At 61.3% G+C, this 24157-nt stretch carries 25 protein-coding genes and 1 other RNA gene; 7 read left to right on the plus strand and 19 right to left on the minus strand.

What is annotated here, in order from left to right:
• Position 1: 1 nt before the first annotated feature.
• The 9 genes from GST84_21540 to rsmI form a co-directional block, all read right to left on the minus strand.
• Positions 2 to 1084, minus strand: coding sequence for a phospho-N-acetylmuramoyl-pentapeptide-transferase (locus tag GST84_21540; GenBank protein XGB14782.1), 1083 nt, complete (start codon positions 1082 to 1084; stop codon positions 2 to 4).
• Complete coding sequence (murF, locus tag GST84_21545; GenBank protein XGB14783.1) at positions 1084 to 2451, minus strand: UDP-N-acetylmuramoyl-tripeptide--D-alanyl-D-alanine ligase; 1368 nt, start codon at positions 2449 to 2451, stop codon at positions 1084 to 1086. The genes GST84_21540 and murF overlap by 1 nt, the downstream gene beginning before the upstream one ends.
• On the minus strand, positions 2444 to 3931 hold the full coding sequence (locus GST84_21550; GenBank protein XGB14784.1) for a UDP-N-acetylmuramoyl-L-alanyl-D-glutamate--2,6-diaminopimelate ligase: 1488 nt from the start codon (positions 3929 to 3931) through the stop codon (positions 2444 to 2446). Before GST84_21550 ends, murF begins: the two co-directional genes overlap by 8 nt.
• Positions 3931 to 5673 (minus strand): penicillin-binding protein 2, encoded by a 1743-nt coding sequence (locus GST84_21555; GenBank protein ID XGB14785.1) that lies wholly within the window; start codon positions 5671 to 5673, stop codon positions 3931 to 3933. Before GST84_21555 ends, GST84_21550 begins: the two co-directional genes overlap by 1 nt.
• Positions 5670 to 5963, minus strand: coding sequence for a cell division protein FtsL (gene ftsL, locus GST84_21560; protein XGB14786.1), 294 nt, complete (start codon positions 5961 to 5963; stop codon positions 5670 to 5672). Before ftsL ends, GST84_21555 begins: the two co-directional genes overlap by 4 nt.
• Complete coding sequence (gene rsmH, locus GST84_21565; GenBank protein XGB14787.1) at positions 5960 to 6907, minus strand: 16S rRNA (cytosine(1402)-N(4))-methyltransferase RsmH; 948 nt, start codon at positions 6905 to 6907, stop codon at positions 5960 to 5962. The genes ftsL and rsmH overlap by 4 nt, the downstream gene beginning before the upstream one ends.
• The gene (gene mraZ / locus GST84_21570) at positions 6904 to 7359 is read right to left on the minus strand and encodes a division/cell wall cluster transcriptional repressor MraZ (protein XGB14788.1); all 456 of its coding nucleotides are present in this window, start codon (positions 7357 to 7359) and stop codon (positions 6904 to 6906) included. Before mraZ ends, rsmH begins: the two co-directional genes overlap by 4 nt.
• 308 nt (positions 7360 to 7667) lie before the next feature.
• Positions 7668 to 8043: RNase P RNA component class A (rnpB, locus tag GST84_21575), an RNA gene on the minus strand.
• A gap of 67 nt (positions 8044 to 8110) precedes the next feature.
• A complete protein-coding gene (rsmI, locus tag GST84_21580) occupies positions 8111 to 8986 on the minus strand; it encodes a 16S rRNA (cytidine(1402)-2'-O)-methyltransferase (GenBank protein ID XGB14789.1) in 876 nt (291 codons plus the stop codon).
• A gap of 186 nt (positions 8987 to 9172) precedes the next feature.
• On the opposite strand from rsmI, the gene GST84_21585 reads away from it, so the two are divergent.
• The 4 genes from GST84_21585 (at position 9173) to GST84_21600 (ending at position 12616) form a co-directional block, all read left to right on the plus strand.
• Positions 9173 to 10990, plus strand: a complete 1818-nt coding sequence (locus GST84_21585) for a penicillin-binding protein activator (protein ID XGB14790.1) — start codon at positions 9173 to 9175, stop codon at positions 10988 to 10990.
• Positions 10990 to 11361: a YraN family protein gene (locus GST84_21590; protein ID XGB14791.1), complete on the plus strand. Its 372-nt coding sequence runs from the start codon at positions 10990 to 10992 to the stop codon at positions 11359 to 11361. The genes GST84_21585 and GST84_21590 overlap by 1 nt, the downstream gene beginning before the upstream one ends.
• An 86-nt stretch (positions 11362 to 11447) precedes the next feature.
• Positions 11448 to 12041, plus strand: a complete 594-nt coding sequence (locus GST84_21595) for a phosphoheptose isomerase (GenBank protein XGB14792.1) — start codon at positions 11448 to 11450, stop codon at positions 12039 to 12041.
• Positions 12038 to 12616: a BON domain-containing protein gene (locus GST84_21600; protein ID XGB14793.1), complete on the plus strand. Its 579-nt coding sequence runs from the start codon at positions 12038 to 12040 to the stop codon at positions 12614 to 12616. The genes GST84_21595 and GST84_21600 overlap by 4 nt, the downstream gene beginning before the upstream one ends.
• Positions 12617 to 12879: 263 nt before the next feature.
• Here GST84_21600 and GST84_21605 read toward each other — a convergent pair whose 3' ends face one another.
• The 7 genes from GST84_21605 to rplM all read right to left on the minus strand — a co-directional run bounded on the left by GST84_21605 (position 12880) and on the right by rplM (position 17743).
• Positions 12880 to 13311, minus strand: coding sequence for a ClpXP protease specificity-enhancing factor (locus GST84_21605; protein XGB14794.1), 432 nt, complete (start codon positions 13309 to 13311; stop codon positions 12880 to 12882).
• Between the two features lie 10 nt (positions 13312 to 13321).
• Positions 13322 to 13945: a stringent starvation protein A gene (locus GST84_21610; GenBank protein XGB14795.1), complete on the minus strand. Its 624-nt coding sequence runs from the start codon at positions 13943 to 13945 to the stop codon at positions 13322 to 13324.
• Positions 13946 to 14061: 116 nt separating this feature from the next.
• Positions 14062 to 14841 carry a cytochrome c1 gene (locus tag GST84_21615; protein ID XGB14796.1) on the minus strand — a complete coding sequence of 260 codons (780 nt, stop codon included), beginning with the start codon at positions 14839 to 14841 and terminating at the stop codon, positions 14062 to 14064.
• Positions 14841 to 16052 (minus strand): cytochrome b, encoded by a 1212-nt coding sequence (locus GST84_21620; GenBank protein XGB15817.1) that lies wholly within the window; start codon positions 16050 to 16052, stop codon positions 14841 to 14843. Before GST84_21620 ends, GST84_21615 begins: the two co-directional genes overlap by 1 nt.
• On the minus strand, positions 16052 to 16645 hold the full coding sequence (gene petA, locus GST84_21625) for a ubiquinol-cytochrome c reductase iron-sulfur subunit (protein XGB14797.1): 594 nt from the start codon (positions 16643 to 16645) through the stop codon (positions 16052 to 16054). The genes GST84_21620 and petA overlap by 1 nt, the downstream gene beginning before the upstream one ends.
• Positions 16646 to 16907: 262 nt before the next feature.
• Positions 16908 to 17300, minus strand: a complete 393-nt coding sequence (gene rpsI / locus GST84_21630; GenBank protein XGB14798.1) for a 30S ribosomal protein S9 — start codon at positions 17298 to 17300, stop codon at positions 16908 to 16910.
• 14 nt (positions 17301 to 17314) lie between these two features.
• The gene (gene rplM / locus GST84_21635) at positions 17315 to 17743 is read right to left on the minus strand and encodes a 50S ribosomal protein L13 (protein ID XGB14799.1); all 429 of its coding nucleotides are present in this window, start codon (positions 17741 to 17743) and stop codon (positions 17315 to 17317) included.
• Positions 17744 to 18001: 258 nt separating this feature from the next.
• Between rplM and GST84_21640 the strand changes: the two genes are divergently transcribed.
• Positions 18002 to 19042 carry an NADP(H)-dependent aldo-keto reductase gene (locus GST84_21640; GenBank protein XGB14800.1) on the plus strand — a complete coding sequence of 347 codons (1041 nt, stop codon included), beginning with the start codon at positions 18002 to 18004 and terminating at the stop codon, positions 19040 to 19042.
• Positions 19043 to 19147: 105 nt separating this feature from the next.
• Positions 19148 to 20143, plus strand: a complete 996-nt coding sequence (locus tag GST84_21645; protein XGB15818.1) for a helix-turn-helix domain-containing protein — start codon at positions 19148 to 19150, stop codon at positions 20141 to 20143.
• Between the two features lie 105 nt (positions 20144 to 20248).
• Here GST84_21645 and zapE read toward each other — a convergent pair whose 3' ends face one another.
• The 3 genes from zapE to GST84_21660 form a co-directional block, all read right to left on the minus strand.
• Entirely contained in the window at positions 20249 to 21343 is a 1095-nt protein-coding gene (gene zapE / locus GST84_21650) for a cell division protein ZapE (protein ID XGB14801.1), read from the minus strand.
• A gap of 165 nt (positions 21344 to 21508) precedes the next feature.
• Positions 21509 to 22858, minus strand: a complete 1350-nt coding sequence (locus tag GST84_21655) for a tryptophan--tRNA ligase (GenBank protein ID XGB14802.1) — start codon at positions 22856 to 22858, stop codon at positions 21509 to 21511.
• Between the two features lie 25 nt (positions 22859 to 22883).
• Positions 22884 to 23519, minus strand: coding sequence for an alpha/beta fold hydrolase (locus tag GST84_21660; GenBank protein ID XGB14803.1), 636 nt, complete (start codon positions 23517 to 23519; stop codon positions 22884 to 22886).
• A 135-nt stretch (positions 23520 to 23654) separates the two neighbouring features.
• Here GST84_21660 and GST84_21665 point away from each other — a divergent pair, with 135 nt between their 5' ends.
• The gene (locus tag GST84_21665) at positions 23655 to 24092 is read left to right on the plus strand and encodes a DUF1043 family protein (GenBank protein XGB14804.1); all 438 of its coding nucleotides are present in this window, start codon (positions 23655 to 23657) and stop codon (positions 24090 to 24092) included.
• Positions 24093 to 24157: the final 65 nt, after the last annotated feature.

The following is a 24157-nucleotide window of genomic DNA, read 5'->3' on the forward strand; positions in this document are numbered from 1 at the left end:
TCTACCTCAATTTCAGGGTTGCAAGGCCAATCAACACCAGGATTACAGTGATGATCCAGAATCGGACGATCACCCGAGGCTCTGGCCAGCCCTTGAGTTCAAAGTGGTGGTGGATCGGCGCCATGCGGAACACGCGCTTGCCGGTCAGCTTGAAGGAGGCGACCTGTATCACCACCGACAGGGTTTCCACCACGAAGATGCCGCCCATGATGAACAGCACGATTTCCTGGCGCACGATGACGGCAATGGTGCCCAGCGCGGCGCCCAGCGCCAGCGCGCCGACGTCACCCATGAACACTTGCGCCGGGTAAGTGTTGAACCACAGGAAGCCCAGGCCGGCACCGATCAGCGCGCCGCAGAACACGATCAGCTCGCCCGAGCCCGGCACGTAGGGGATCAGCAGGTACTCGGCGAACTTCACGTTACCCGACAGGTAGCAGAAGATGCCCAGCGCGCCGCCGACCATCACCGTCGGCATGATTGCCAGGCCGTCGAGGCCATCAGTGAGGTTGACCGCGTTGCTCGAACCGACAATGACGAAGTAGGTCAGTACGACGAAGCCAACGCCCAGCGGAATGGTGACATCCTTGATGAACGGCAGGATCAGCGTGGTCTCGACGCTGGTTGGCGCGGTCTTGTACAGGAACACCGCCGCCGCCAGGCCGAACACCGACTGCCAGAAGTACTTCCAGCGGCTCGGAAGACCACGGGAGTTCTTTTCGATCACCTTGCGGTAGTCATCGACCCAGCCAATGGCACCGAACGCCAGGGTGACGATCAGCACAACCCATACATAGCGGTTGCTCAGGTCGGCCCACAGCAAGGTGCTGATGGCAATGGCCGACAGAATCAGCGCACCGCCCATGGTCGGGGTACCGGACTTGGACAGGTGCGATTGCGGGCCGTCGTTACGCACGGCCTGGCCGATCTGGCGAATTTGCAGGGTACGGATCATCCAGGGGCCCAGCCACAGCGCCAGGGACAACGCGGTCAGTACACCAAGAATCCCGCGCAGGGACAGGTACTGAAAGACCGCGAAGCCTTTGTGGAACTGTTGCAGATACTCGGCCAACAGCAGCAGCATTAATGTTTCTCCCCGCTGGCACCGCACAATGCCGCCACGACGTTTTCCATCGCAGCGCTGCGCGAGCCCTTGATCAAGATAGTGGTGTCACTGGCATTCTCGGCGCTAACCGCATCGATCAGCTCAGCTTGAGTAGCGAAATGGCGGCCATTGGCGCCGAACGCCTTGACCGCATGTGTCATGTTGGAACCCACTGCGTACAGGGCGTCGACCTTGCCACGCGCGTAGTCACCCACCTGACGGTGGCCTTCTTCCGCCCATTGCCCCAATTCGCCGATATCCCCAAGCACCAGAACGGTGCGCCCGGAAAAGCCGGCGAGTATATCAATGGCTGCGCACATAGAGGTGGGATTTGCGTTGTAACTGTCGTCGATAACCCGTACCCCGTTCGGCGCGATCTGCGCCACGGTGCGCCCCTTGACCGGTTGCACGGCCGCCAGGCCTGCGGCAATGCCGCTCAGGCTCAGACCAACGGCATGTGCAGCGGCGGCGGCGGCCAGGGCGTTGCTGACGTTGTGTTCACCCAGCACATTGAGTTGTACGGCTACCGTTTCCGTGGCGCCATGCAGGGTGAACGACGGGCAGCCGCGGGCATCGCGACCAATGTCTGAAGCGTGGAAATCGGCCTTCGGGTTGCTGCGTGCGAAACTGACGACTTTGTGCGTACCGGCACGCGCCTTCCAGATGTCAAAAGCTTTGTCGTCCAGGTTGAGGATGGCAATACCGCCCTCGCCCAGGCCTTCGAGAATTTCGCCCTTGGCTTCGACGATCTTGTCCGGGCCGCCGAACTCGCCAACGTGGGCAGTACCGGCGTTATTGATGATGACCACCTGCGGTTGTGTCAGGCCTACGGTGTAGCGGATTTCGCCAATGCGCGAGGCGCCCAGCTCGATCACTGCCGCGCTGTGCTCCGGGGCGATCTCCAGCAGTGTCAGCGGCGCCCCGAGGTCATTGTTCAAGTTGCCGCGGGTGGCGTGAACCAGGCCACGGGTGCGCAGGATACTGGCGAGCATTTCCTTGACCGTGGTCTTGCCGCTGGAACCGGTAATGGCCACTACAGGCTTGTCGAAAGCGGCGCGGTTCAGGGCGCCGAGCTGACCCAGTGCTGCCCGGCAATCCTTGACCAGCAACTGCGGCAGGTCGACACCGGCCACTTCACGCTCGACCAGGGCAGCTACTGCGCCTTTGGCTTTCACGTCTGCCAAGTAGTCATGGCCATCGAAACGCGGGCCGGCCAGGGCGACGAACAGTTGCCCGGCGCTGACACTGCGGCTATCGATGCTGACACCGGTAAACGTGGCGTCGGCACCGATGTGTTGACCATTCAGGGCAGTGGTCAGCTGGCTGAGTGACAGCGGCTTAAGCATGTGGAGCCTCCCAGGCTGCAAGTGCCTTTTCGGCTTCGGTCAAATCGGAGAAATCATGGCGCTCGCCATTGATCTCCTGATAATCCTCGTGCCCCTTACCAGCCAGCACGATCACATCGTTGGCAGCGGCAGTGGCGATCAGGTGCGCAATGGCTTCGCCACGGCCGGCGACGAACTCGACGTCGTCAGGCCTGGCGAAACCGGGGCGGATATCATCGAAGATGCGCAACGGGTCTTCAGTACGCGGGTTGTCGTCGGTGACCAGTACGCGGTCAGCCAGGCGCTCGGCCACTTCGGCCATCAGCGGGCGCTTGCCGCGATCACGGTCACCGCCGCAGCCGAACAGGCACAACAGCTTGCCACGAGCGTGCGGGCGCAGCGCCTCGAGTACTTTTTCAAGTGCATCCGGTGTGTGCGCGTAGTCGACCACCACCAGCGGTTTGTCGCCGCCACCCAGGCGCTGCATACGACCTACCGGGCCCTGCAGTTGCGGCGTGACCTTGAGGATCTCGTCCAGCGCATAGTCCAGCGCCAGCAGGGTCGCCACAGCGGCAAGCATGTTGCTCAGGTTGAAGCGGCCCAGTAGTTGACTGCGCAAGATACGCTCACCTTGGGCAGTGACGATTGTGGCGCGCACGCCATCGTCACTGAACACGGCTTCGCGACAGAACAGCGAGGCCTCAGGGCGTTCCAGGCTGTAGCTCAGCAGTCGGGTTTCGATATGGTCGACACTCGGGCGGCGCGCAAAGTCGGCGGCCAGACGACGACCAAAGGCGTCATCCAGGTTGACCACCTGGCAACGCAGGCTCGGCCAGGCGAACAGCTTGGCCTTGGCGGCCTCATAGGCTTCCATGCTGCCGTGATAGTCGAGGTGGTCGCGGGACAGGTTGGTCATTACCGCGATGTCGAATTCCAGTGCGGCAACACGGCCTTGCTCCAGGGCATGGGAAGACACTTCCATGGCCACGGCCTTGGCGCCGCCTTTCTTGAGGTCGTTGAGGGTTGATTGCACGGCAATCGGGTCGGGCGTGGTCAGGCGACCGCTCTGCAACTCGCCGAAGAAGCCAGTACCCAGGGTGCCAATCAGGCCGCAGCGCTGGCCAAGCAGGTCGAGCGCCTGGGCTACCAGCTGGGTAACGCTTGTCTTGCCGTTGGTGCCGGTCACGCCGACCAGATTCAACTGGCGGCTCGGTTCACCATAGAAGCGCCCGGCGATATCTGACAACTGAGCGATCAGCCCTTTGACCGGAATCAGCGGCACATCGGTCAGCGGCAGCACGTTGGCACCCTGCTCTTCATAGGCCACGGCGGCAGCGCCACGGGCCAGGGCGTCGGCAATATGCTCGCGACCATCGACCTTGGCGCCCGGTACGGCCAGGAACAAGTCACCCGGGCGCACACTGCGGCTGTCCAGGGTCAGCTCACGAATCAACGGATCACGGCTGGCGTGGGCGAAAAGTTTGCTTAATGGCATTGTCATCATCCACGCCCTCCCTTGGCGGCTGCTGCATTGACTTGCGATTGCACCGCGGGTGCAGGTGGCGGCAGGTTGTCTGGCGGCACGTTCATCAGGCGCAGGGTGCCGGACATGACCTTGCTGAATACAGGTGCCGAAACCAGGCCACCGAAGTACCCCCCCTTTCTCGGCTCGTCGATGACCACGACGATGGCGTAGCGCGGGTCACTCATTGGCCCGAAGCCGGCGAACAGCGAGCGGTAGGCGTTTTCGGTGTACCCCTTGGCACCCACGGTGGCCTTACGCGCGGTGCCGGACTTGCCGGCCACGTGATAGAACGGCACCTGGGCACGGAAGACGCCGCGCGGGGCTTCGATCACCTGCTGCAGCATGCCCTGAACGGTTTCGGCGACTTCTTTCGGGATGGCCTGCACCGCTTCTGGTGTCTTGTCTAGCTTGATGATCGACAGCGGCACCATCTTGCCGTCGTTGGCCAGCGCCGCGTAGGCATGCACCAGCTGCAGGGCGGTGACCGATACGCCGTAGCCATAGGACAGGGTCGCGGTCTCGGCCTTGCGCCACTCACGGTGGTTGGGCAGGTTGCCGACACGCTCGCCCGGGAAGCCAAGGCCGGTGTACTGGCCCAGGCCGACCTGGGACATGACCCGGTAGATGGCCTCGCCGCCGATGTCGAAGGCGATCTTGCTCATGCCAACGTTACTGGAGTTGATCAGGATGCCGGTCAAATCAAGAATCGGACCCTCGCTGCGCGACACATCCCTGATGGTGTAACGACCGATCTGAAGGCTGCCAGGGTAAACCTCGACCTTGTCGCTCGGCTTCCAGCGGCCGCTCTGCAGCGCTGCACTCATGGAGATCGGCTTGACCGTGGAGCCCGGCTCGAACACGTCGATGATCGCCCGGTTACGCATGGCCGACGGGAACATGCTACGGCGGTTGTTGGGGTTGTAGGTCGGCTGGTTGACCATGGCCAGGACCTCACCGGTCTTGACGTCCATGATCACCAGACTGCCGGCCTTGGCGTCCTGCTCGGCAATGGCGTTGCGCAGCTCGCGGGTAGCCAGGTACTGCAGGCGCAGGTCTATGGACAACGCCAAGGTCTTCCCGGCCTTGGCGTTCTTGGTTACCTGAATGTCCTTGATCAGCCGGCCGCGCCGGTCCTTGATTACCTGGCGCTTGCCGGGCACACCGGCCAGCCACTCGTCATAGGCCAGCTCCACCCCTTCGCGACCGTGGTCATCGAGGTCGGTAAAGCCGACCATATGCGCAGTCACATCACCGGCCGGATAGAAGCGGCGGAATTCTTCCAGGCCATACACACCCGGCACTTTGAGGTCGAGCACGTGCTGGCCTTGCTCGGGGGTCAGACCCCGGACCAGGTAGATGAACTCTTTGTTGGCCTGCTGGGTCAGGCGCTCGGTCAACTGCTGCGGGTTTTGCCCCAGCGCTGCGGCCAATTGCGGCCAACGCTCCTTGGAGGCCTGCATCTCTTTGGGGTTGGCCCACAAGGTGGTGACCGGGGTGCTCACGGCCAATGGCTCACCGTTGCGGTCAGTAATCAAACCGCGGTGCGCCGGGATGGGGATGTGACGCAGGCTGCGCGCATCGCCCTGGCCCTTGAGGAAGTCACGGTCAACTACCTGCAGGTCGATGATGCGCCAGCAAATGGCACCGACCATGATCGCCAGCAAGCCGATCACTACACGGAAGCGCCACGGGTAGAGTGCGCCTTCGAGCTTCATCATGGCGCCACCATCCGGACTTCGTCAGCTGACGGCACGCGCATGTTCAATTGCTCGGAGGCCAGGCTCTCGATGCGACTGGCAGCGGTCCAGGTACTCTGCTCAAGAATCAACCGGCCCCATTCGGCCTGAGCCTTGTCGCGCTCGTTCAATTCACCGTACAGGGTGTTGAGCAGCTGACGGTTCCAGTGCGCACTGTAGGACACGGCAATGGCCGAAACCAGTACGCTGATGAACAGCAGAAGCATCAGGAAGCTTCCGCCTGGCAAGGGTTTGGCAAATAGCCTGCTCACCGCAGCTTCTCCGCCACGCGCATTACGGCGCTACGCGAGCGTGGGTTGGCCTTGAGCTCGGCCTCGGAAGCGAACTGGGCCTTGCCGATGAGCTTGATTTTCGGCTCGAAGACCTTGTGCTGAACCGGCAGGTTCCGCGGCAGGTTGTCGGCCTCCCCCTTCACCAGCTTGCGCATGAACAGCTTGACGATACGATCTTCCAGCGAGTGGAAACTGATGACCGCCAAGCGACCACCGACTTCGAGCGCATCCAGCGCAGCCTCAAGGCCAGCCTCCAGATCACCCAGCTCGTTGTTGACGTGAATACGAAGGCCCTGGAAGGCACGGGTAGCCGGATTCTTGCCCTTTTCCCAGGCCGGGTTGGCCACTTTGAGCACCTCCGCCAGGTCGGCGGTACGGGTGAAGGGCTGTTTTTCGCGGCGCTCGACCACTGCACGCGCCATGCGCCCGGCAAAGCGTTCCTCACCGTACTCCTTGAAGACCCGGGCGATTTCTTCCACAGGCGCAGTGGCGATGAACTCGGCGGCACTGATGCCTTGGTCCGGGTTCATGCGCATGTCCAGCGGGCCATCATTGAGGAAGCTGAAGCCACGCTCTGGGTCATCCAGCTGCGGGGAGGACACGCCCAGGTCCAGCAATACACCACTGACCTTGCCGTGCAGGCCGCGCGCTGCCACTTCCGTGCCCAGTTCGGCAAAACTGCGCTGCACAATGACAAAGCGGCCGTCTTCGGCCGCCAGCGCTTGCCCCGTGGCAATCGCCTGTGGATCTTTGTCGAAGCCCAAGAGCCGCCCTTGCGGCCCGAGCTTGCTGAGGATCAGACGACTGTGTCCGCCACGGCCGAAAGTGCCGTCCAGATAGCAACCGTCGGGGCGCAGGGCCAATGCCTCGACAGCTTCGTCGAGCAGGACGGTAATGTGGTTGAAGCCGCTATCTATGGTCACAGGATCAGGTCACGCAATTCGTCGGGCATGGCGCCCGGTTGTTGAATAGCTGCAAGGTCGGCTGCCGAAACCACGTTCCAGGCATCTTCATCCCACAGCTGGAATTTGTTCAGTTGCCCCACCAGCATCGCCTTCTTGTCGAGCTTGGCGTACTCACGCAGGCGGGGCGGCACCAGGAAACGCCCGCTGCCATCGAGCTCCAGGTCAACCGCATTACCGATCAGCAAACGCTGCAGGCGGCGGTTTTCCTCACGCAACGATGGCAAGGCACGCAACTTGGCTTCTATCTGTTCCCACTCATCGAGGGGATAAACACACAAGCAGGGGTCTACGGCGTCAATGGTCACGATCAGTTGGCCATTGCAACGTGAGTCGAGCTCGTCACGGTACCGGCTCGGCATGGCGAGACGGCCCTTGGCATCGAGGCTGACGGCGTTGGCTCCGCGGAACACGGCTGTGATTCCCCACAATGTTAGCTTTTTTGTGCCAGAAAACCCACTTCATCCCACTTTCTGCCACTTGCGCACACTATAGGAATCCGCCCGCAGCACCGTCAAGGCACGTTCATAAGGAAAAGCCTTACAGGACCGAGATTTAGCGCAACAACAGAATGTGGAAGGACTGCCAGAGAGAAAAAAACACGAGAAAAATCAAACCCACGCAAGCAAATGGAGTTCGAAGTTAAAGTAATTTATTAAGAGTAAGATTTTTTCGGTATTACCAGAGGGGTTCTGCTATCGATTCAAGCAGGGGAAGAAAGGTGGAGAGTCGATCTGTAAGCCGGGTTTTGTCGAGGACAGTCATTCCTCTACGACGGCCATCACTGGACGCCTCTAGCAACCTACCCGGTTCCGACGCGGGCCACGCCTGATGGAACCCTATTTGGTCTTGCTCCGAGTGGGGTTTACCTAGCCACGAACTGTTGCCAGCCGTGCGGTGCGCTCTTACCGCACCTTTTCACCCTTACCGGCACCGAAGTGCTTAGGCGGTTATTTTCTGTGGCACTTTCCGTAGGCTCACGCCTCCCAGGCGTTACCTGGCACTCTGCCCTATGGAGCCCGGACTTTCCTCCCCCTGCTGCTCACACAACAAAAAGTTGCGGAACAAAAACAGGCAGCGACTGTCCGATCGACTCTCCGCCGCCAAGGTTACCGGCACGCGCGCGCAAGAACAAGCGATACCGACATCTATGTCAAACTGCCACTACTCAGCTTTCTGCTTTTCCAGGGCAAGTTGATACAACAGGTTCTTGCGCACCCCGGTAATTTCCGCTGCAAGCGCCGCGGCCCGCTTCAGTGGCAACTCCGCCAATAGCAGGTCGAGCACTCGCTGAGCTTCGGCACTGATGGCCTGCTCGCCCTCCGGCGCGCTCCAACCGCCGACCAGCACCACGCATTCACCGCGCTGCTGGTTGCTGTCGCCAGCTACGAAAGCCCGCAACTCAGCCAGCGGCAAGCCCTTGAGGGTCTCGAAGGTCTTGGTCAGTTCGCGCGCCAGCAACGCCGGGCGATCGCCACCAAATACCGCCTCCATGTCTTCAAGACACTCCAGGATTCGATGCGGGGCTTCATAGAAGATCAACGTGCGCGGCTCTTCCCTCACTTGCTCCAGGCGCGCCCGGCGCCCTGCCTGCTTGGCCGGCAGGAAGCCTTCGAAGATGAAGCGGTCCGACGGCAGGCCTGCCGCCGATAGTGCGGCGATCAAGGCACAGGCGCCAGGCACCGGCACCACGCTCACCCCTGCGGCACGCGCCTGACGCACCAGGTGGTAGCCTGGGTCGGAAATCAGAGGTGTGCCGGCATCGGAGACCAATGCCACATTTTCACCCGCCAGCAGTTTGGAGAGAAAACGCCCGCCTTCGTCGCGCTCGTTGTGCTCATGACAAGCGGCCAACGGCGTGTCGATGCCAAAGTGTTGCAGCAGGCGGATCGAATGACGGGTGTCTTCGGCGGCGATCAGGGCCACGTCCGCCAGCACTTTCAGCGCCCGGGCGCTCATGTCGTCGAGGTTGCCGATGGGGGTTGCCACCACATAAAGCGTCCCCACCGTGGATTTCGAAGCCCCTGCCACATCAGTCACTGCGCACACCTGTCATTCGGATCAAAGGCGCCATTGTAGCCCGAGCGCCTGCAACAGGGCGTAAAGAACTTCGCCGGCGATCAGGAACAAGCCACCTATAGTGAAGGATCGACACAGCAACATCGCGCCCCGGCCAGTGCTTGGGTACAATTGTCGGCCAACTTGATCGAGTAACAGGACCTTTACATGATCGCTTGCCTGCGGCTGCTCACAGCCCTCTGCCTCGCCGCCCTGCTGGCAGCCTGCGCCAGCTCGCCCTCATCCAGCCTGGGCGAACTGCCACGCACCCCGGACGCCAGCATCGAGCAACTGCTTGAAAAGGCCGCCTCCAGCAAGTCTGCAGAAGACGCCGCCCTGCTGCGCCTGAGCGCGGCCGACCTGGCCTTCAAGCAGAAGGACTTCCCACGCGCCGCACGCATTCTCGAGCAGGTCCCGCTGGACACGCTCAAGCCGGCCCAGCAAGTGTTCGCCAGCACCCTAGCGGCTGAACTGGCCATGAGCCGCAACCAGCCCAAAGCAGCGCTGACCGCCCTGGCCCACCCCAGCCTGCAGCGCCTTGCCGAGCTGCCGCCAGAGCTGCAAGCGCGTACCTACACCGTGCACGCCGCCGCGCTCGAAGCCGATGGCCAGGCCCTGGCTGCCGCACAACAGCGCATACTGCTGGCGCCACTGCTCAGCGGCCAGGCCGCCAGCGCCAACAATGACGCCATCTGGGCCCTGATCGCCTCGCTGCCTGCAGAGCAACTGCAGCAACCGACCAACGATCAGGCCCTGGCAGGCTGGACCAGCCTGGCGTTCGCCGTGAAAAGCGCCGGCACCCTGGAGCAGCAGCAAGCGGCCATCGAGACCTGGGTCAAACAGCATCCGGACCACCCTGCCGCTCAGCAACTGCCGCAGGCCCTGATCAAGCTCAAGGAACTGGCCAGCCAGCCGCTGACCAAGATCGCCCTGCTGCTGCCTCAGGAAGGCCCACTGGCCGGCGTTGCCCGCGCCCTGCGCGATGGCTTCATGGCCGCCCACTTCCAAGCTCAGCAGACCGGCCAGCCGGCACCTGCCGTGCAGGTATTCGACAGCTCGCGCATCGGCTCGCTGGACGAGTTCTATCGCCAAGCGCAGGCCGCCGGCGTGCAACTGGTCATTGGCCCGCTGGAAAAGCCGCTGGTCAAGCAGCTGGCCGCCAAACCGCAACTGCCGATCACCACACTGGCCCTGAACTACGCCGACGCCGGCCAGAAGGCCCCGCCGCAACTGTTCCAGTTCGGCCTGGCTGCCGAAGACGAAGCCCGTGAAGTCTCCCGCCGCGCCCGCGCCGACGGCATGGTCCGCGCCGTAGCCCTGGTACCGAGCGGCGAATGGGGTGACCGTGTCCTGGCCGCCTTCCGCCAGGACTGGGAAGGCAATGGCGGAACCCTGCTCGCCGCCGAGCGTATCGCTCAGCCGGTCGCCCTGGCCCAACAGATTGCCGACCTGTTCCAGTTGCGCCAAAGCGAAGGCCGCGCCAAGAGCCTGCAAAGCACGGTGGGCGGCAGCATCGCGGCACAACCGTCGCGCCGCCAGGACATCGACTTCATCTTCCTCGCCTCGACCCCGCAACAGGCGCAGCAGATCAAGCCGACCCTGAACTTCCAGTACGCCGGTGACGTGCCGGTCTATGCCACCTCGAACCTGTACAGCGCCAGCGGTGACGTCAACCAGTACAATGACATGAACGGCATCCGCTTCTGCGAAACACCGTGGCTGCTCGACACCAGCAACAGTCTGCGTCAACAGGTTGTACAGCAGTGGCCGCAAGCCGCTGGCAGCCTCGGCCGCCTGTACGCCATGGGCGTCGATGCCTACAGCCTGGCGCCGCGCCTTGGCCAACTGAAAGCGCTTCCGGACAACCGCATCCTGGGGCTTTCGGGCAGCCTGAGCATCAATGCCAACCAGCGCGTCGAGCGCCAGTTGCCATGGGCCGAGTTTACCGGCGGCCAGGTCAAGCGCCTGCCTGACACCGTGCGTTGATGGTCGCAGCATCGCCTACCCGTGCCGGGCAAGCGGCAGAAACCCAAGCCCTTGAGTACCTTCAGGGGCAAGGGCTGCAGTTGCTGGTGCGTAACTGGCGATGCAAAGGCGGCGAGCTTGATCTGGTCATGCTCGACGCCGATACAGTAGTATTCGTCGAAGTCCGCTACCGGTTGCACGCGGGCTTCGGAGGCGCCCTCGACAGTATCGACTGGCGCAAGCAGAAACGGTTGGTGCTCGCCGCCAGCCTGTTCCTGCAGAAGGAGCCCCACTGGGGCAACCACCCCTGCCGCTTCGACGTAGTCGCCCTGCAGGGCAGCCACCATGCAGGCAGACCGCTTCAATGGCTGAAAAACGCCTTCGAATGCTGAACCCACTTCGTTTTTTTTGCTCTATGTATCGCGGGCTGGTCGTAGTTGCGCGTAGCAAAGGCCACCGCCCCATTTAAGGTCACCAGATGGACATGCAATCCCGAATTCGCCGGCTGTTCGAGGCCAGCATCGAAACCAAGCAACAGGCAATGGACATCCTGGCACCGCACATCGAGCAGGCCAGCCTGGTCATGGTCAATGCGCTGCTCAACGAGGGCAAGATGCTCGCCTGCGGCAACGGCGGCTCGGCCGGCGATGCCCAGCACTTTTCATCGGAGCTGCTCAACCGCTTCGAGCGCGAGCGTCCCAGCCTGCCAGCCATCGCGCTGACCACTGACAGCTCGACCCTGACCTCGATCGCCAACGACTACAGCTACAACGAAGTCTTTTCCAAGCAGATCCGCGCCCTGGGCCAGCCCGGTGACGTTCTGCTGGCGATCTCCACCAGCGGCAATTCGGCCAACGTGATCCAGGCGATCCAGGCCGCGCATGACCGTGAAATGATTGTCGTAGCATTGACTGGTCGCGACGGCGGCGGCATGGCTTCGCTGCTGCTGCCCGAGGACGTGGAAATCCGCGTGCCTTCGACAGTTACTGCGCGCATCCAGGAAGTCCACCTGCTGGCGATCCACTGCCTTTGCGATCTGATCGACAGCCAACTGTTCGGGAGTGAAGAATGACCCCTATGCGCCTCGGCCTGATGGCCCTGACCCTGTGCCTGAGCGTCACTGGTTGCAGCTCGGTACTCACCTCTACCCGCAATTCGCCGATCGAGGACGATCGCGGCACGCGCACCATTGGCAGCAAGATCGACGACTCGCTGATCGAAACCAAGGCCGCCGTGAACATTTCCAAGGCCAGCCCAGACCTGGACAAGGGCTCGCACATCGTTGTCAGCAGCTACAACGGCATCGTCCTGCTGGCCGGCCAGACCCCGCGCGCCGACCTCAAGAGCCTCGCTGAGCAAACCGCCAGCCAGGTACAGCGAGTCAAGAGAGTGCACAACGAGCTGCAAGTGATGCAGCCTTCCTCCATTCTGGCGCGCAACAACGACGCCTGGCTGACTACCAAGATCAAGACCCAGATGCTGACTGACAGTGCCGTGCCCAGCTCGCGCATCAAGGTGATTACCGAAAACGGCATCGTCTACCTGCTTGGCCTGGTCACCCGCCAAGAAGCCAACTCGGCCACTGCCGTAGTGCAGGGCGTGTCGGGGGTGCAGAAGATCGTCAAGCTGTTTGAGTACATCGACTGATTGGTCTGCGTTGAGATTTATAGCGCCTGTGAGAGCGGGCGCCGCCCGCGCGGCGCATCGCGAGCTGGCGCTCGCTCCTACGTTTGTTTCGGGCCAATTAACCCTGTGGGATCTGCACGCGAACGCCTTGGCGCATGACTCGATATTGCGTCCTGCTACCAAGGCGGCTGCGCGCGATGCGCCACGCGGGCGACGCCCGGGCTCACAGGCGCCAGAAAACTCACTGCCAGCAAAAAGGCGATCCTTCTGGATCGCCTTTTTTGTTACTTGACCACTTTCAGGCTTGGCCGACCACTCGGACGCGGCGGCTGCCCTCCATCGTCTGGCGGGCCATCGTCATCCGGCTGCACATCATCGTCTTCCAGCTCGTCGCCATCCATCGAAGACGGCTCCAGCTCGAAGACCATACCCTGGCCATTTTCGCGGGCGTAGATACCCAGGATGGCACCAACCGGCACGAACAGCGAGTGAGCCACGCCACTGAAGCGCCCCTCAAAGCTGACCGCGTCATTGTCCATGTGCAGGCTGCGCACGGCACTTGGCGAGATATTCAAGACGATCTGGCCATCACTGGCGAAACCATCCGGCACCTGAACTTTCGGGAATTCGGCATTGACCAGCATATGGGGTGTGCAATCGTTGTCGACGATCCACTCGTACAGTGCTCGAACCAGATAGGGGCGACTGGAGTTCATCAACGGCTCCTTAAAGCTTGCGCATTTCACGTTCTACGGAGGACAGGCTCGCCTGGAAAGGCTCGCGGGCGAACTGGCGCTCCATGTAATCCAGCAGCGGCTTGGCTTGCCGCGGCAACTCGATACCCAACACCGGCAAACGCCAGAGTATGGGTAATAGACAGCAATCGACCAGGCTTTGCTCATCACTCATGAAGCAGGCGAACTCGCTGAACAACGGCGAGACCCCGGTCAGGCTTTCGCGCAAGGCCTTGCGCGCCTCGGTTCGGGCAGCTTCACTGCTACGCGGGTCAAGCACGGTATCAGCCAAGGCACACCAGTCGCGCTGGATGCGGTGCATCAGCAGACGGCTGTTGCCACGCGCAACCGGGTATACCGGCATCAGCGGCGGGTGCGGGTAACGTTCCTCAAGGTATTCCATTACCACGGTCGATTCATACAACGCCAGGTCACGGTCGACCAAGGTCGGCACGCTGCCGTAAGGATTGACCTCGGCCAGCTTCGGCGGCAGGCGGGCGGGATCGACATCGATAAACTGCACGCTGACGCCCTTCTCGGCCAGAACCAGGCGCACCCGATGAGAATAGTGATCAGCGGGATCGGAATAGCAGGCTAACCTGTTGGTTGCGCCCATGTAGCGGCTCCTCGCACGGATGCTTGTGCAACTTTAAATGAAAACGCGCCCGGGGTGGCCTGGCAATACTGCTAGGCCACCCCGGGCGCGTTCAACAACCAGAAACTACTGCGTGATCAGTGCACGTCCTTCCAGTATTCACGCTTGAGCAAGTAGGCGAATACGAAGAAGAAAGCCAGGTACAGCAGCACATAGGTACCGATGCGCTGGCTTTCCAGCTTGACTGGGTTGGCCGAATAGGCCAGGAAGGTCACAAGGTTCTTGACCTTCTCGTCGAACTGCTCGGTCGTCAGGGTACCGGAATTCGGCGTAATGGTCAGCTGATCGCAAGCTTCATGGGTCAACGGGCTGCCGGTCAACGGGTCGAATTGCTTCTTGCCATCGACCACAGTCTGCACCTGCTTGCAACCTACCACCTGATTGCCTTGCAGACCAACCAGCACGTTAGGCATGCCGACGTTCGGGAACACCTTGTTGTTCACCCCGTAAGGGCGCGATGGATCCTCATAGAAGCTGCGCAGGTAGGTGTAAAGCCAGTCGGTACCGCGTACGCGGGCCACCAGGGTCAGGTCGGGCGGCGCGGCACCGAACCAGGTCTTGGCATCGCTGGGCTTCATGCCGATCTGCATGTGGTCACCAATCTTGGCACCCGTGAACACCAGCTTCTCGAGCATCAGTTCATGCGGGATGCCCAGGTCATCAGCCACCCGCTCGTAACGCTGGAACTTGGCACTGTGGCAACCCATGCAATAGTTGGCGAAGGTGCGCGCACCGTCCTGCATGGCGGCTTTGTCAGTCAGGTCGATATCGACCTTGTCCAGCTCCATGCCCTCTTCGGCAGCGAAGGAAAAGGCAGGCATCACTGCCAGCAACAATACTGCAATCAACTTTTTCATCAGCCAGTCACCCTTTCCGGAACCGGTTTGGTCTTCTCGAGCCTTGTATAGAACGGCATCAGCAGGAAGTAGGCGAAGTACAGCACCGTGCACACCTGCGACAACAAGGTACGCCCAGGTGTCGGTGCCAGTACGCCCAGCACACCGAGGATGACGAAGGCCACGCAGAACACCAGCAGGAAGGCCTTGCTGATCCAACCCTTGTAACGCATGGAACGTACCGGGCTGCGGTCGAGCCAGGGCAGCACGAACAGCACGGCGATGGCCGCACCCATGGCAATGACGCCCATCAACTTGTCAGGCACCGCGCGCAGGATTGCGTAGAACGGTGTGAAGTACCACACCGGCGCGATGTGCGCTGGCGTCTTGAAAGCGTTGGCCTGCTCGAAGTTCGGTTTCTCCAGGAAGTAACCGCCCATTTCAGGGAAGAAGAACACCACGGCGCAGAACACGAAGAGGAAAACCACCACGCCGACAATGTCCTTGACGGTGTAGTACGGGTGGAACGGAATGCCATCCAGCGGAATACCGTTTTCGTCCTTTTTCTTCTTGATGTCGACACCATCAGGGTTGTTCGAACCCACTTCGTGCAGGGCGAGGATGTGCAGCACCACCAGGCCAAGAATCACGATTGGCAGGGCAACCACGTGCAGGGCGAAGAAGCGGTTCAGGGTAATACCCGAGATCAGGTAGTCACCGCGGATCCACTGAGTAAGGTCACCACCGATCACCGGAATGGCACCGAACAGCGAAATGATCACCTGGGCGCCCCAGTACGACATTTGCCCCCATGGCAGCAGGTAGCCCATGAACGCTTCAGCCATCAGCGCCAGATAGATCAGCATACCGAACAGCCAGACCAGCTCGCGCGGCTTCTGATAAGAGCCGTAGAGCAGGCCGCGGAACATGTGCAGGTAGACCACGATGAAGAACGCTGACGCACCCGTGGAGTGCAGGTAGCGCAGGATCCAGCCGTATTCCACGTCACGCATGATGTACTCGACCGAGGCAAACGCCTCTTCCGCCGAGGGCGTGAAGCTCATGGTCAGCCACACGCCGGTCACGATCTGGTTGACCAGCACCAGCAATGCCAGCGAGCCAAAGAAGTACAGGAAGTTGAAGTTCTTGGGTGCGTAATACTTGCTCAGGTGGTCTTCCCACATCTTGGTGGCGGGGAAGCGAGCATCAATCCAGTCCATGAACTTGCTCATCATGCTTTCTCCTGGTCGACGCCAATGACGATGATCTCGTCCGACTCATAAGAGTGCGGTGGCACGGGCAGGTTGAGAGGCGCCGGCTGGGACTTGTAGACACGACCAGCCAGGTCATAGCGGGAGCCGTGGCACGGGCAGAAATAACCACCTACCCATTTCGGCCCGAGGTCAGCGGGTGCCACTTCCGGCCGAAAGAGGGGCGAACAGCCCAGGTGCGTGCACAGGCCGACGAGAATGAGAATTTCCGGCTTGATCGAGCGAACCTCAGGGTCGACGTACGCCGGCTGTACCGAGGCCTTGGACTCGGGATCGGACAGGTCAGCCGTGATTTTTTTCAGATTGCCAAGGATTTCCTCAGTTCGCCGCACGATGAATACGGGCTGGCCACGCCACTCGGCCACCATCTGCTGCCCTGCCTCGACCTTGGCGACGTTGACCTTCACCGGTGCACCTGCGGCTTTCGCCTTGGCACTGGGAAACCATGACCCCACGAACGGTACCGCAGCCCCCACTGCCCCCGCTGCCCCGACCACGGATGTCGCGGCTACGAGGAAGCGGCGCCGGCCTGCGTTGACGCCGTCATTGCTCATTCAGTCCTCTCCCATCAGCTTGCTTGGCCAGTTGGACCTGGCCTGTACTTAGGTTGTGTCAATGGCACTAAAAATTGGCCGCCATGGTAAGAAACAAATCCACACACTGACAAGGTGATTACCCCGGCAAGGGCGACAACCCGCGCTTTGCTTGATCTGCGTCTATGCGACAAGCGGCCACTGACTGCTGACAGGTTAGTTCAAGCCTAAAAAAAAAGCCCGGTTCCAAGGAACCGGGCTTTTTTCGACTGCCGAAGCGGTATTAACGCTTGGAGTACTGAGGACGCTTACGCGCTTTACGCAGACCCACTTTCTTACGCTCAACTTCACGAGCGTCGCGGGTGACGTAGCCAGCACGACGCAGAGCGCCACGCAGGGTTTCGTCGTATTCCATCAGAGCGCGGGTGATACCGTGACGGATCGCACCGGCTTGACCGCTGACACCACCACCGGAAACGGTGACGTAGATGTCGAATTTCTCAACGGATTCAGTCAGCTCGAGCGGCTGGCGAACAACCATGCGAGCGGTTTCGCGACCGAAGAACACGTCCAGAGAACGGTTGTTGATGGAAATGTTACCAGTACCCGGACGCAGGAATACGCGAGCGGTTGCGGTCTTGCGACGGCCAGTGCCGTAATTTTGAGTCGCCGACATAATGAACTATCCCGTTAGATCTTCAGTTCTTGAGGCTGCTGAGCAGTGTGTGGGTGAGCAGCACCCGCGTACACTTTCAGCTTGCGGTACATGTCGCGACCCAGCGGGTTCTTAGGCAGCATGCCCTTGACCGCAGTTTCGATAACACGCTCAGGGGCCTTGGCGATCAACTTCTCGAAGTTGATTTCCTTGATACCGCCTGGGAAACCGGAGTGGGAGTAGTACATTTTGTCGGAAGACTTGGCACCAGTCACACGAACCTGCTCGGCGTTGATAACGACGATGTAGTCGCCGGTGTCAACGTGAGGGGTGTATTCTGGTTTGTGTTTGCCACGCAGACGGGTAGCGATTTCGGTAGCCAGACGACCCAGGGTCTGGCCAGCGGCGTCGACTACGAACCACTCGCGCTTTACTGTTTCCGGTTTAGCAGTAAAAGTTTTCATTCTCTAAAGCCTCAGAGGCCGCCCAGCGAAAAATAGACGGCGAATCTTACTGGATAGTGCACAGCTTGCCAAGGGCAAGCGCGCAGCCGAACACAGACGCTTTTGGGGGCTCGGGTCGGGCACGCCAATGTTCGACGGGGTTCTTCCTGCGTGATGGTGCATCACTTCCGCCACGCGGAGAGGTGCTGAATTATCCAGATTGCGCGAAAAATTTCAACCTGCTTTGATGAGCATCTATTGCCAAGGAGTGACTAACCGATGGAATACCGCCAGCTCGGCCGTACCGATCTCAACGTCAGCGCCCTGTGCCTGGGCACCATGACCTGGGGCGAGCAGAACATCCAGGCCGAGGCCTTCGCACAAATTGCCCGGGCCAAGGCCGCCGGGGTCAACTTCATCGACACCGCCGAGATGTACCCGGTCCCTCCACGCCCGGAAACCTACGCAGCCACCGAGCGCATCATCGGCAACTGGTTCCGTGAACATGGCGACCGCGACGCGTGGATCCTGGCCAGCAAGGTTGCAGGCCCGGGCAACGGCATCAGCCATATCCGCGACGGGCAGCTCAAGCACAACCGTCAGCACATCGTCGCGGCGCTGGACGAAAGCCTGAAGCGCCTGCAGACCGACCGGATTGACCTGTACCAGTTGCACTGGCCAGAGCGCAGCACCAACTTCTTCGGCAAGCTGGGCTACCAGCACCTGCCGCAGGATCACTTCACCCCACTGGAAGAAACCCTCCAGGTGCTCGACGAGCAGGTACGTGCGGGCAAGATCCGTCATATCGGCCTGTCCAACGAAACGCCGTGGGGCACCATGAAATTCCTGCAACTGGCCGAGAGCCATGGCTGGCCGCGGGCGGTATCGATCCAGAACCCGTACAACCTGCTCAACCGCAGCTTCGAGGTGGGCCTGGCAGAAGTGGCCATACGCGAGCAATGTGGCTTGCTGGCCTATTCGCCGCTGGCATTCGGCATGCTTTCTGGCAAGTACGAGAACGGCGCACGGCCGGACAATGCACGCCTGACCCTGTTCAGCCGCTTTGCCCGTTACTCCAACCCACAGACCGTGGCGGCCTGCAGCCGCTACGTGCAGCTGGCCCGCGAGCACGGCCTGGACCCGGCGCAAATGGCCCTGGCGTTCGTCACCCGACAGCCGTTCGTGACCAGCAACATCATTGGCGCCACCAGCCTGGAGCAGTTGGACAGCAACCTGGCCAGCCTTGAACTGAACCTGAGCGCCGATCTGCTGACAGCGATCGAAGCCATTCATCAGGAACAACCCAACCCGGCGCCTTGAGCCAAACACTGCGCGCCGCTGTTCCATGGGGTAGACACAATCGCCAAAAAATAAGACGATCCAGCCGGTGATTGACCACTCTACCCTATAAGAACAATGACAATGATGTTTACCCAACCCTCAGCGTCGCTGCGGCGCGTCAGCATCCTGGCCATTGACAAGGTGTTCGCTTCGACCTTGATGCAGGCCAAGGACTTCTTCCACCTCGCTAGTCTGCGCTACAGCAAGCAGCTGGGCCTGGGCTTGCAGCCCATGTTCGAAATCCGCCTGGTGAGCCCCGACAGCCAGCCCGTGGACAGCTTCAGCAATGTGCAGTTACCGGTTGACGGCGGCCTGGACGACGCTGATGTGATCATCCTCCCGGCCTACTGGGATGATTTCGACAACCTGCTGCAACGTTATCCTCAGGTGCTGCCGTGGCTGCGTGAACAGCACGCGCGTGGCGCGGTGCTGTGCGCCGAGGCCAGTGGTGTGTTCTGGCTGGCCGAATCCGGCCTGCTCGATGGCAAGGAGGCGACCACCTACTGGCGCTTCTTCAACAGCTTTGCCGAACGCTTCCCGCAGATCCGCCTGAACCAGGACAAGCACCTGACCGATGCCGACAATATCTATTGCGCCGGCGGTGCAACTTCAGCCTGCGACCTGTACATCTACCTGATCGAACGCTTCTGCGGCGCCAACGTGGCCCGTGCGGTGTCCCGCGATATCCTCTACGAAGTACAACGCAACTACACCCCGGGGCGCATGGGCTTTGGCGGGCAGAAGCTGCACCAGGACCTGATCATCCTGCAGATCCAGCACTGGCTGGAGGAGCACTTCGCCGACAAGTTCCGCTTCGAGGATGTGGCCCGCAACCACGGCATGAGCATCCGCAACTTCATGCGCCGCTTCCAGGGCGCAACAGGTGACAAGCCCCTGCACTACCTGCAACGGCTACGCATCGAAACAGCCAAGGGGTTGTTGTCGAGTACGCGCAAAAGCATCAAGACCATCAGTTACGAGGTGGGGTATGACGATGCCAGTTTCTTTGCGCGGCTGTTCCGCCAGCACACCGAGTTGTCGCCGAACCAGTATCGGCAGCAGTTCATGCAGGAAGCCTGAGAGGCCTCCAGAGCGGCAGGTTTCGCGCTTGAAGCGACAAGGAAAACCAGGGCGGATGGCGCGTTGCCCTGAATGTTCCTTGCCGCCTGAAGCTTGCCGCTGCCGTTAAGGCTTGTGCGCGCGCGCCAGGAATTCGTGCGACTGCATCTCCAGCAACCGGCTCAGGGTACGCTGGAACTCGAAGCTCAGACGCCCACCGGTATACAGGTCCTTCAACTCCACCTCGGCCGAGATGATCAGCTTGACGTTGCGATCGTAGAACTCGTCCACCATGTTGATGAAACGACGGGCGATGTCGTCGGTGGTGACACCCATCTGCTCCACGTTGCTGAGCAATACGGCGTGGAAGATCTTGCCCAGCTCAATGTAGTCGTTCTGGCTACGCGGCCCGTCGCACAGGGCGCGGAAGTCAAACCAGGCGACGTCGTCGCAAGTACGCAGGGCATTGATCGGGCGGTTCTCGATCATCAGCACGTCGTTTTCGATCGCCTGGGTGCACTCAGGAGTGAGCGCCTTGAAGCTGGCGCGCATGCTCTGGTGCGCCGCGTCATCGAGCGGGAAGTGGAACAGTTCAGCCTGCTCCAGGTGACGCAGACGGTAGTCGACCCCGCTATCGACGTTCACCACGTCGGTGTACTGCTTGATCATGGCGATGGCCGGCAGGAAGCGCGCACGCTGCAGGCCATCCTTGTACAGGCCGTCCGGCACGATGTTGGAGGTGGCCACCAGCGACACGCCATTCTTGAACAGCTCTTCCATCAAGGTGCCGAGGATCATGGCGTCGGTAATGTCCGACACGAAGAATTCGTCGAAGCAGATCACCTTGGCTTCTTCGCTGAAGCGCTTGGCGATGATGGTCAGCGGGTTCTTCTCGCCCTTGAGGGTTTTCATTTCCTCGTGCACACGCTTCATGAAGCGGTGGAAGTGCGTACGCATCTTCTGCTTGAACGGCAGCGCTTCGTAGAAGGTATCAACCAGGTAGGTCTTGCCTCGCCCTACCCCACCCCAGAAGTACAGGCCCTTGACCGGGGTCTGCCCCTTCTTGCCGAACAGCTTGCCGAACACGCCCGGCTTGTTGTTCTGCGCGTGCACCAGGTCGTCGTACAGGCGCTGGAGGTGACGCACCGCAGTTTCCTGCGCCGCGTCATGGAAGAAGTCGGGACGTTTCAGATCTGCTTGATAGCGTTCTAAGGGAGTCATGATTCGTTAGCGAGGCAACAAAAAACGGGCCGTCACTGTAGCGACAGGCCCGCTTAATGGCAATCAGTCTGTGGGAGCGGGCGTGCCCGCGAACACCGGCAAAGCCGGTGCCATGCACCGCGGCACCTGTTTCGCGGGCACGCCCGCTCCCACCGTTTGCCAGCCTCAGTCCTGCTGTGGCGCCAAAGCTTCGTTCAGGCTCTGAATGGCGGCATCACGAGCTTCGGCGCTTTCGAACTGCGGCCCTTCGGCGACCTGCTCGCCATCGAGCCACAGGCCGAAGCTCAGGCCTTCGACGCGGACATCGGCCTCGCCACCCTGCTGCAACTGCTTGCTCACGGCGCCAGCACTTTTGCCGTCGGCGAAGCTGCGCGACAGCAGCAGTTGCTCACCGTCGGCGGCCAGCAGGCGGAAACGGAAGCTGCCGTCTTCGTCACGGAAGCTGACGAAGCGTGCGCTCTTGGCAGCCTTCTTCTTCACCTCGGTGCTGGCCTGCACGCTGCTGCGGAACGAACGCAAGCCAACGGCCTCGCGCAGCTGCTCGAGGAACGGCGTGGCGATCTTGCGGGCCTTGGCGGCGCCGGCCAGCAGGATGTCTTCCAGGTCCGCCGGCCGGGCGATCAGCTGGTGATAGTACTCGCGCTTCTCGGCCAGCTGGCCGTCCAGCAGCTGGAACAGGCGCTGCTTGGCATCGCCCCAGCCCAGGCCCTGCAGCAGCTCTTCGCGGAACCCGGCGCATTGCTCAGGCGTCGAGAAGGCCTGGTACAGGGTGAACAGGTGCGCGTTGTCCGGGTCTTTCGCCTCACCTGGCGCACGCGAATCGGTGACGATGCGCGAGATGGCGTCTTTCATGTCCTTGGCGCTGGTGAACAACGGGATGGTGTTGTCATAGCTTTTGGACATTTTGCGCCCATCCAGGCCCGGCAGGGTCGCCACGCTTTCCTCGATCACCGCCTCCGGCAAGGCGAAGAAGTCCTTGCCCTGGCCGAACAGGTGGTTGAAGCGCTGGCCGATGTCGCGGGCCATTTCCACGTGCTGGATCTGGTCACGACCGACCGGCACCTTGTTGGCGTTGAACATCAGGATATCGGCGGCCATCAGCACCGGGTAGCTGAACAGGCCCATGGTCACGCCGGCGTCCGGGTCTTCGCCGTTCTCGACGTTCTTGTCCACCGAGGCCTTGTAGGCATGCGCACGGTTCAGCAGGCCTTTGGCAGCAACGCAGGTCAGCAGCCAGGTCAGTTCGGGAATTTCCGGGATATCGGACTGGCGATAGAAGGTCACCTTGTCCGGGTCCAGGCCACCGGCCAGCCAGGTGGCGGCGATTTCCAGGCGCGAACGCTGGATGCGCAGCGGGTCGTCGCACTTGATCAGGGCATGGTAGTCGGCCAGGAAGTAGAACGAGTCGACACCGGGCTGCTGGCTGGCACGGATCGCCGGGCGGATGGCGCCGGCGTAGTTGCCCAGGTGCGGAGTGCCGGTGGTGGTGATACCGGTAAGAATGCGCGTGGTCATGGGTGTTCGCTTATTCAGGCTTGGCTCAGTTCGAAAGGCGCGGCAGCAGCAGATCCTTCAGATCGGTCAGCTTGCCATGGAAGAAGTGTCCGCATTCTGCCACTTTCAGCAGCCCATGGGGACGCGACAGGCTGTCGGACCATTCGTAAACCAGCTGCGGCGCGACGACTTCGTCGGCGTCCGGCTGCACCACGGTGATCGGGCAGCGCTGCGGCAGCGGGAATTCGGCGGTCAGGCGCATGACCGCCGGGGCGATCATGAACAGGTGCTGCAACTCGACACCTGCTGTTTCAAGGCGCCCGGCCAGGCTGGTGGCAACGAAACCACCGAACGAAAAGCCCATCAGCACCAGCGGTAGCCCGGGGTGCCTGGCACGCAGCCATGCTGCAGCGGCCTCGGCATCGGCCACTTCGCCAGCGCCCATGTCATGGCTGCCAGCACTCTGGCCGACGCCACGGTAGTTGAAACGCAGGGTCACATAACCGGCATCACGTGCGGTGCGCTGCAGGGTCGAGACAACCTTGTTGAGCATGGTGCCGCCCTGGACCGGGTTAGGATGGCAGATCAGCACCGCGCCACGGGCTTGCGCCACGTCGAGGTACAAAGCTTCAAGCTGGCCGCAAGGGCCATCGATGAACAAGGGGGTTTCGCGGACAAGCAAGGCACTACTCCGTGACCTCGGGAAGGGTCGATTCGTCTAGGTGTGAAATTCTGTTCTGATTTGCGATCGCTCGCGGTATACAGCGCAGGTCTGAGCCGTTAACGTAAAGCAAAGCCGTTTATAGAGGAAGGACTCGTGGAACTCTCGCTCCTTGTTTGGTTGTTGCCAACCCTGGCCTTGGTCATCGGTGTGGCAGTCGGTTTCATTGTTGCCCGCCTGCTGCCCAACGCGGCGCCGAGCAACACCCAGCGTCAACTGGATGACATCCAGAAGCGCTTCGACAGCTACCAGAACGAAGTGGTCACCCACTTCAACAGCACCGCCATGCTGGTCAAGAAACTGACCCAGAGCTATCAGGACGTACAGGATCACCTGGCTGAAGGCGCCAACAGCCTGGCCCTCGATGACGTCACTCGCCAACGCCTGCTGGCTGCACTGCACTCCGATGCGCCGCAAGGCCCACGTGACCGCCTGACCCCGCCTAAAGACACCGCCGAAGTGCCGCGCGACTATGCGCCGAAAGCGCCCAACTCGCCGGGCATGCTGGATGAGAGCTACGGGCTCAAGCGTTGATCTGCTGAACATGCAAAAGGCCTCGCAAGAGGCCTTTTTTGTGGGCTGGATTCACTGGCCCCTTC

This window comes from Pseudomonas putida, assembly GCA_041879295.1.
GTDB classification, from domain to species: domain Bacteria; phylum Pseudomonadota; class Gammaproteobacteria; order Pseudomonadales; family Pseudomonadaceae; genus Aquipseudomonas; species Aquipseudomonas putida_Y.

Bases quoted from the DNA above. Each gene is read 5' to 3' on its own strand.
- GST84_21540 (XGB14782.1), bottom strand. From the start codon at position 1,084: ATGCTGCTGCTGTTGGCCGAGTATCTGCAACAGTTCCACAAAGGCTTC.
- murF (XGB14783.1), bottom strand. From the start codon at position 2,451: ATGCTTAAGCCGCTGTCACTCAGCCAGCTGACCACTGCCCTGAATGGT.
- GST84_21550 (XGB14784.1), bottom strand. From the start codon at position 3,931: ATGACAATGCCATTAAGCAAACTTTTCGCCCACGCCAGCCGTGATCCG.
- GST84_21555 (XGB14785.1), bottom strand. From the start codon at position 5,673: ATGATGAAGCTCGAAGGCGCACTCTACCCGTGGCGCTTCCGTGTAGTG.
- GST84_21585 (XGB14790.1), top strand. From the start codon at position 9,173: ATGATCGCTTGCCTGCGGCTGCTCACAGCCCTCTGCCTCGCCGCCCTG.
- GST84_21590 (XGB14791.1), top strand. From the start codon at position 10,990: ATGGTCGCAGCATCGCCTACCCGTGCCGGGCAAGCGGCAGAAACCCAA.
- GST84_21595 (XGB14792.1), top strand. From the start codon at position 11,448: ATGGACATGCAATCCCGAATTCGCCGGCTGTTCGAGGCCAGCATCGAA.
- GST84_21600 (XGB14793.1), top strand. From the start codon at position 12,038: ATGACCCCTATGCGCCTCGGCCTGATGGCCCTGACCCTGTGCCTGAGC.
- GST84_21605 (XGB14794.1), bottom strand. From the start codon at position 13,311: ATGAACTCCAGTCGCCCCTATCTGGTTCGAGCACTGTACGAGTGGATC.
- GST84_21610 (XGB14795.1), bottom strand. From the start codon at position 13,945: ATGGGCGCAACCAACAGGTTAGCCTGCTATTCCGATCCCGCTGATCAC.
- GST84_21615 (XGB14796.1), bottom strand. From the start codon at position 14,841: ATGAAAAAGTTGATTGCAGTATTGTTGCTGGCAGTGATGCCTGCCTTT.
- GST84_21620 (XGB15817.1), bottom strand. From the start codon at position 16,052: ATGAGCAAGTTCATGGACTGGATTGATGCTCGCTTCCCCGCCACCAAG.
- petA (XGB14797.1), bottom strand. From the start codon at position 16,645: ATGAGCAATGACGGCGTCAACGCAGGCCGGCGCCGCTTCCTCGTAGCC.
- rpsI (XGB14798.1), bottom strand. From the start codon at position 17,300: ATGTCGGCGACTCAAAATTACGGCACTGGCCGTCGCAAGACCGCAACC.
- rplM (XGB14799.1), bottom strand. From the start codon at position 17,743: ATGAAAACTTTTACTGCTAAACCGGAAACAGTAAAGCGCGAGTGGTTC.
- GST84_21640 (XGB14800.1), top strand. From the start codon at position 18,002: ATGGAATACCGCCAGCTCGGCCGTACCGATCTCAACGTCAGCGCCCTG.
- GST84_21645 (XGB15818.1), top strand. From the start codon at position 19,148: ATGTTTACCCAACCCTCAGCGTCGCTGCGGCGCGTCAGCATCCTGGCC.
- zapE (XGB14801.1), bottom strand. From the start codon at position 21,343: ATGACTCCCTTAGAACGCTATCAAGCAGATCTGAAACGTCCCGACTTC.
- GST84_21655 (XGB14802.1), bottom strand. From the start codon at position 22,858: ATGACCACGCGCATTCTTACCGGTATCACCACCACCGGCACTCCGCAC.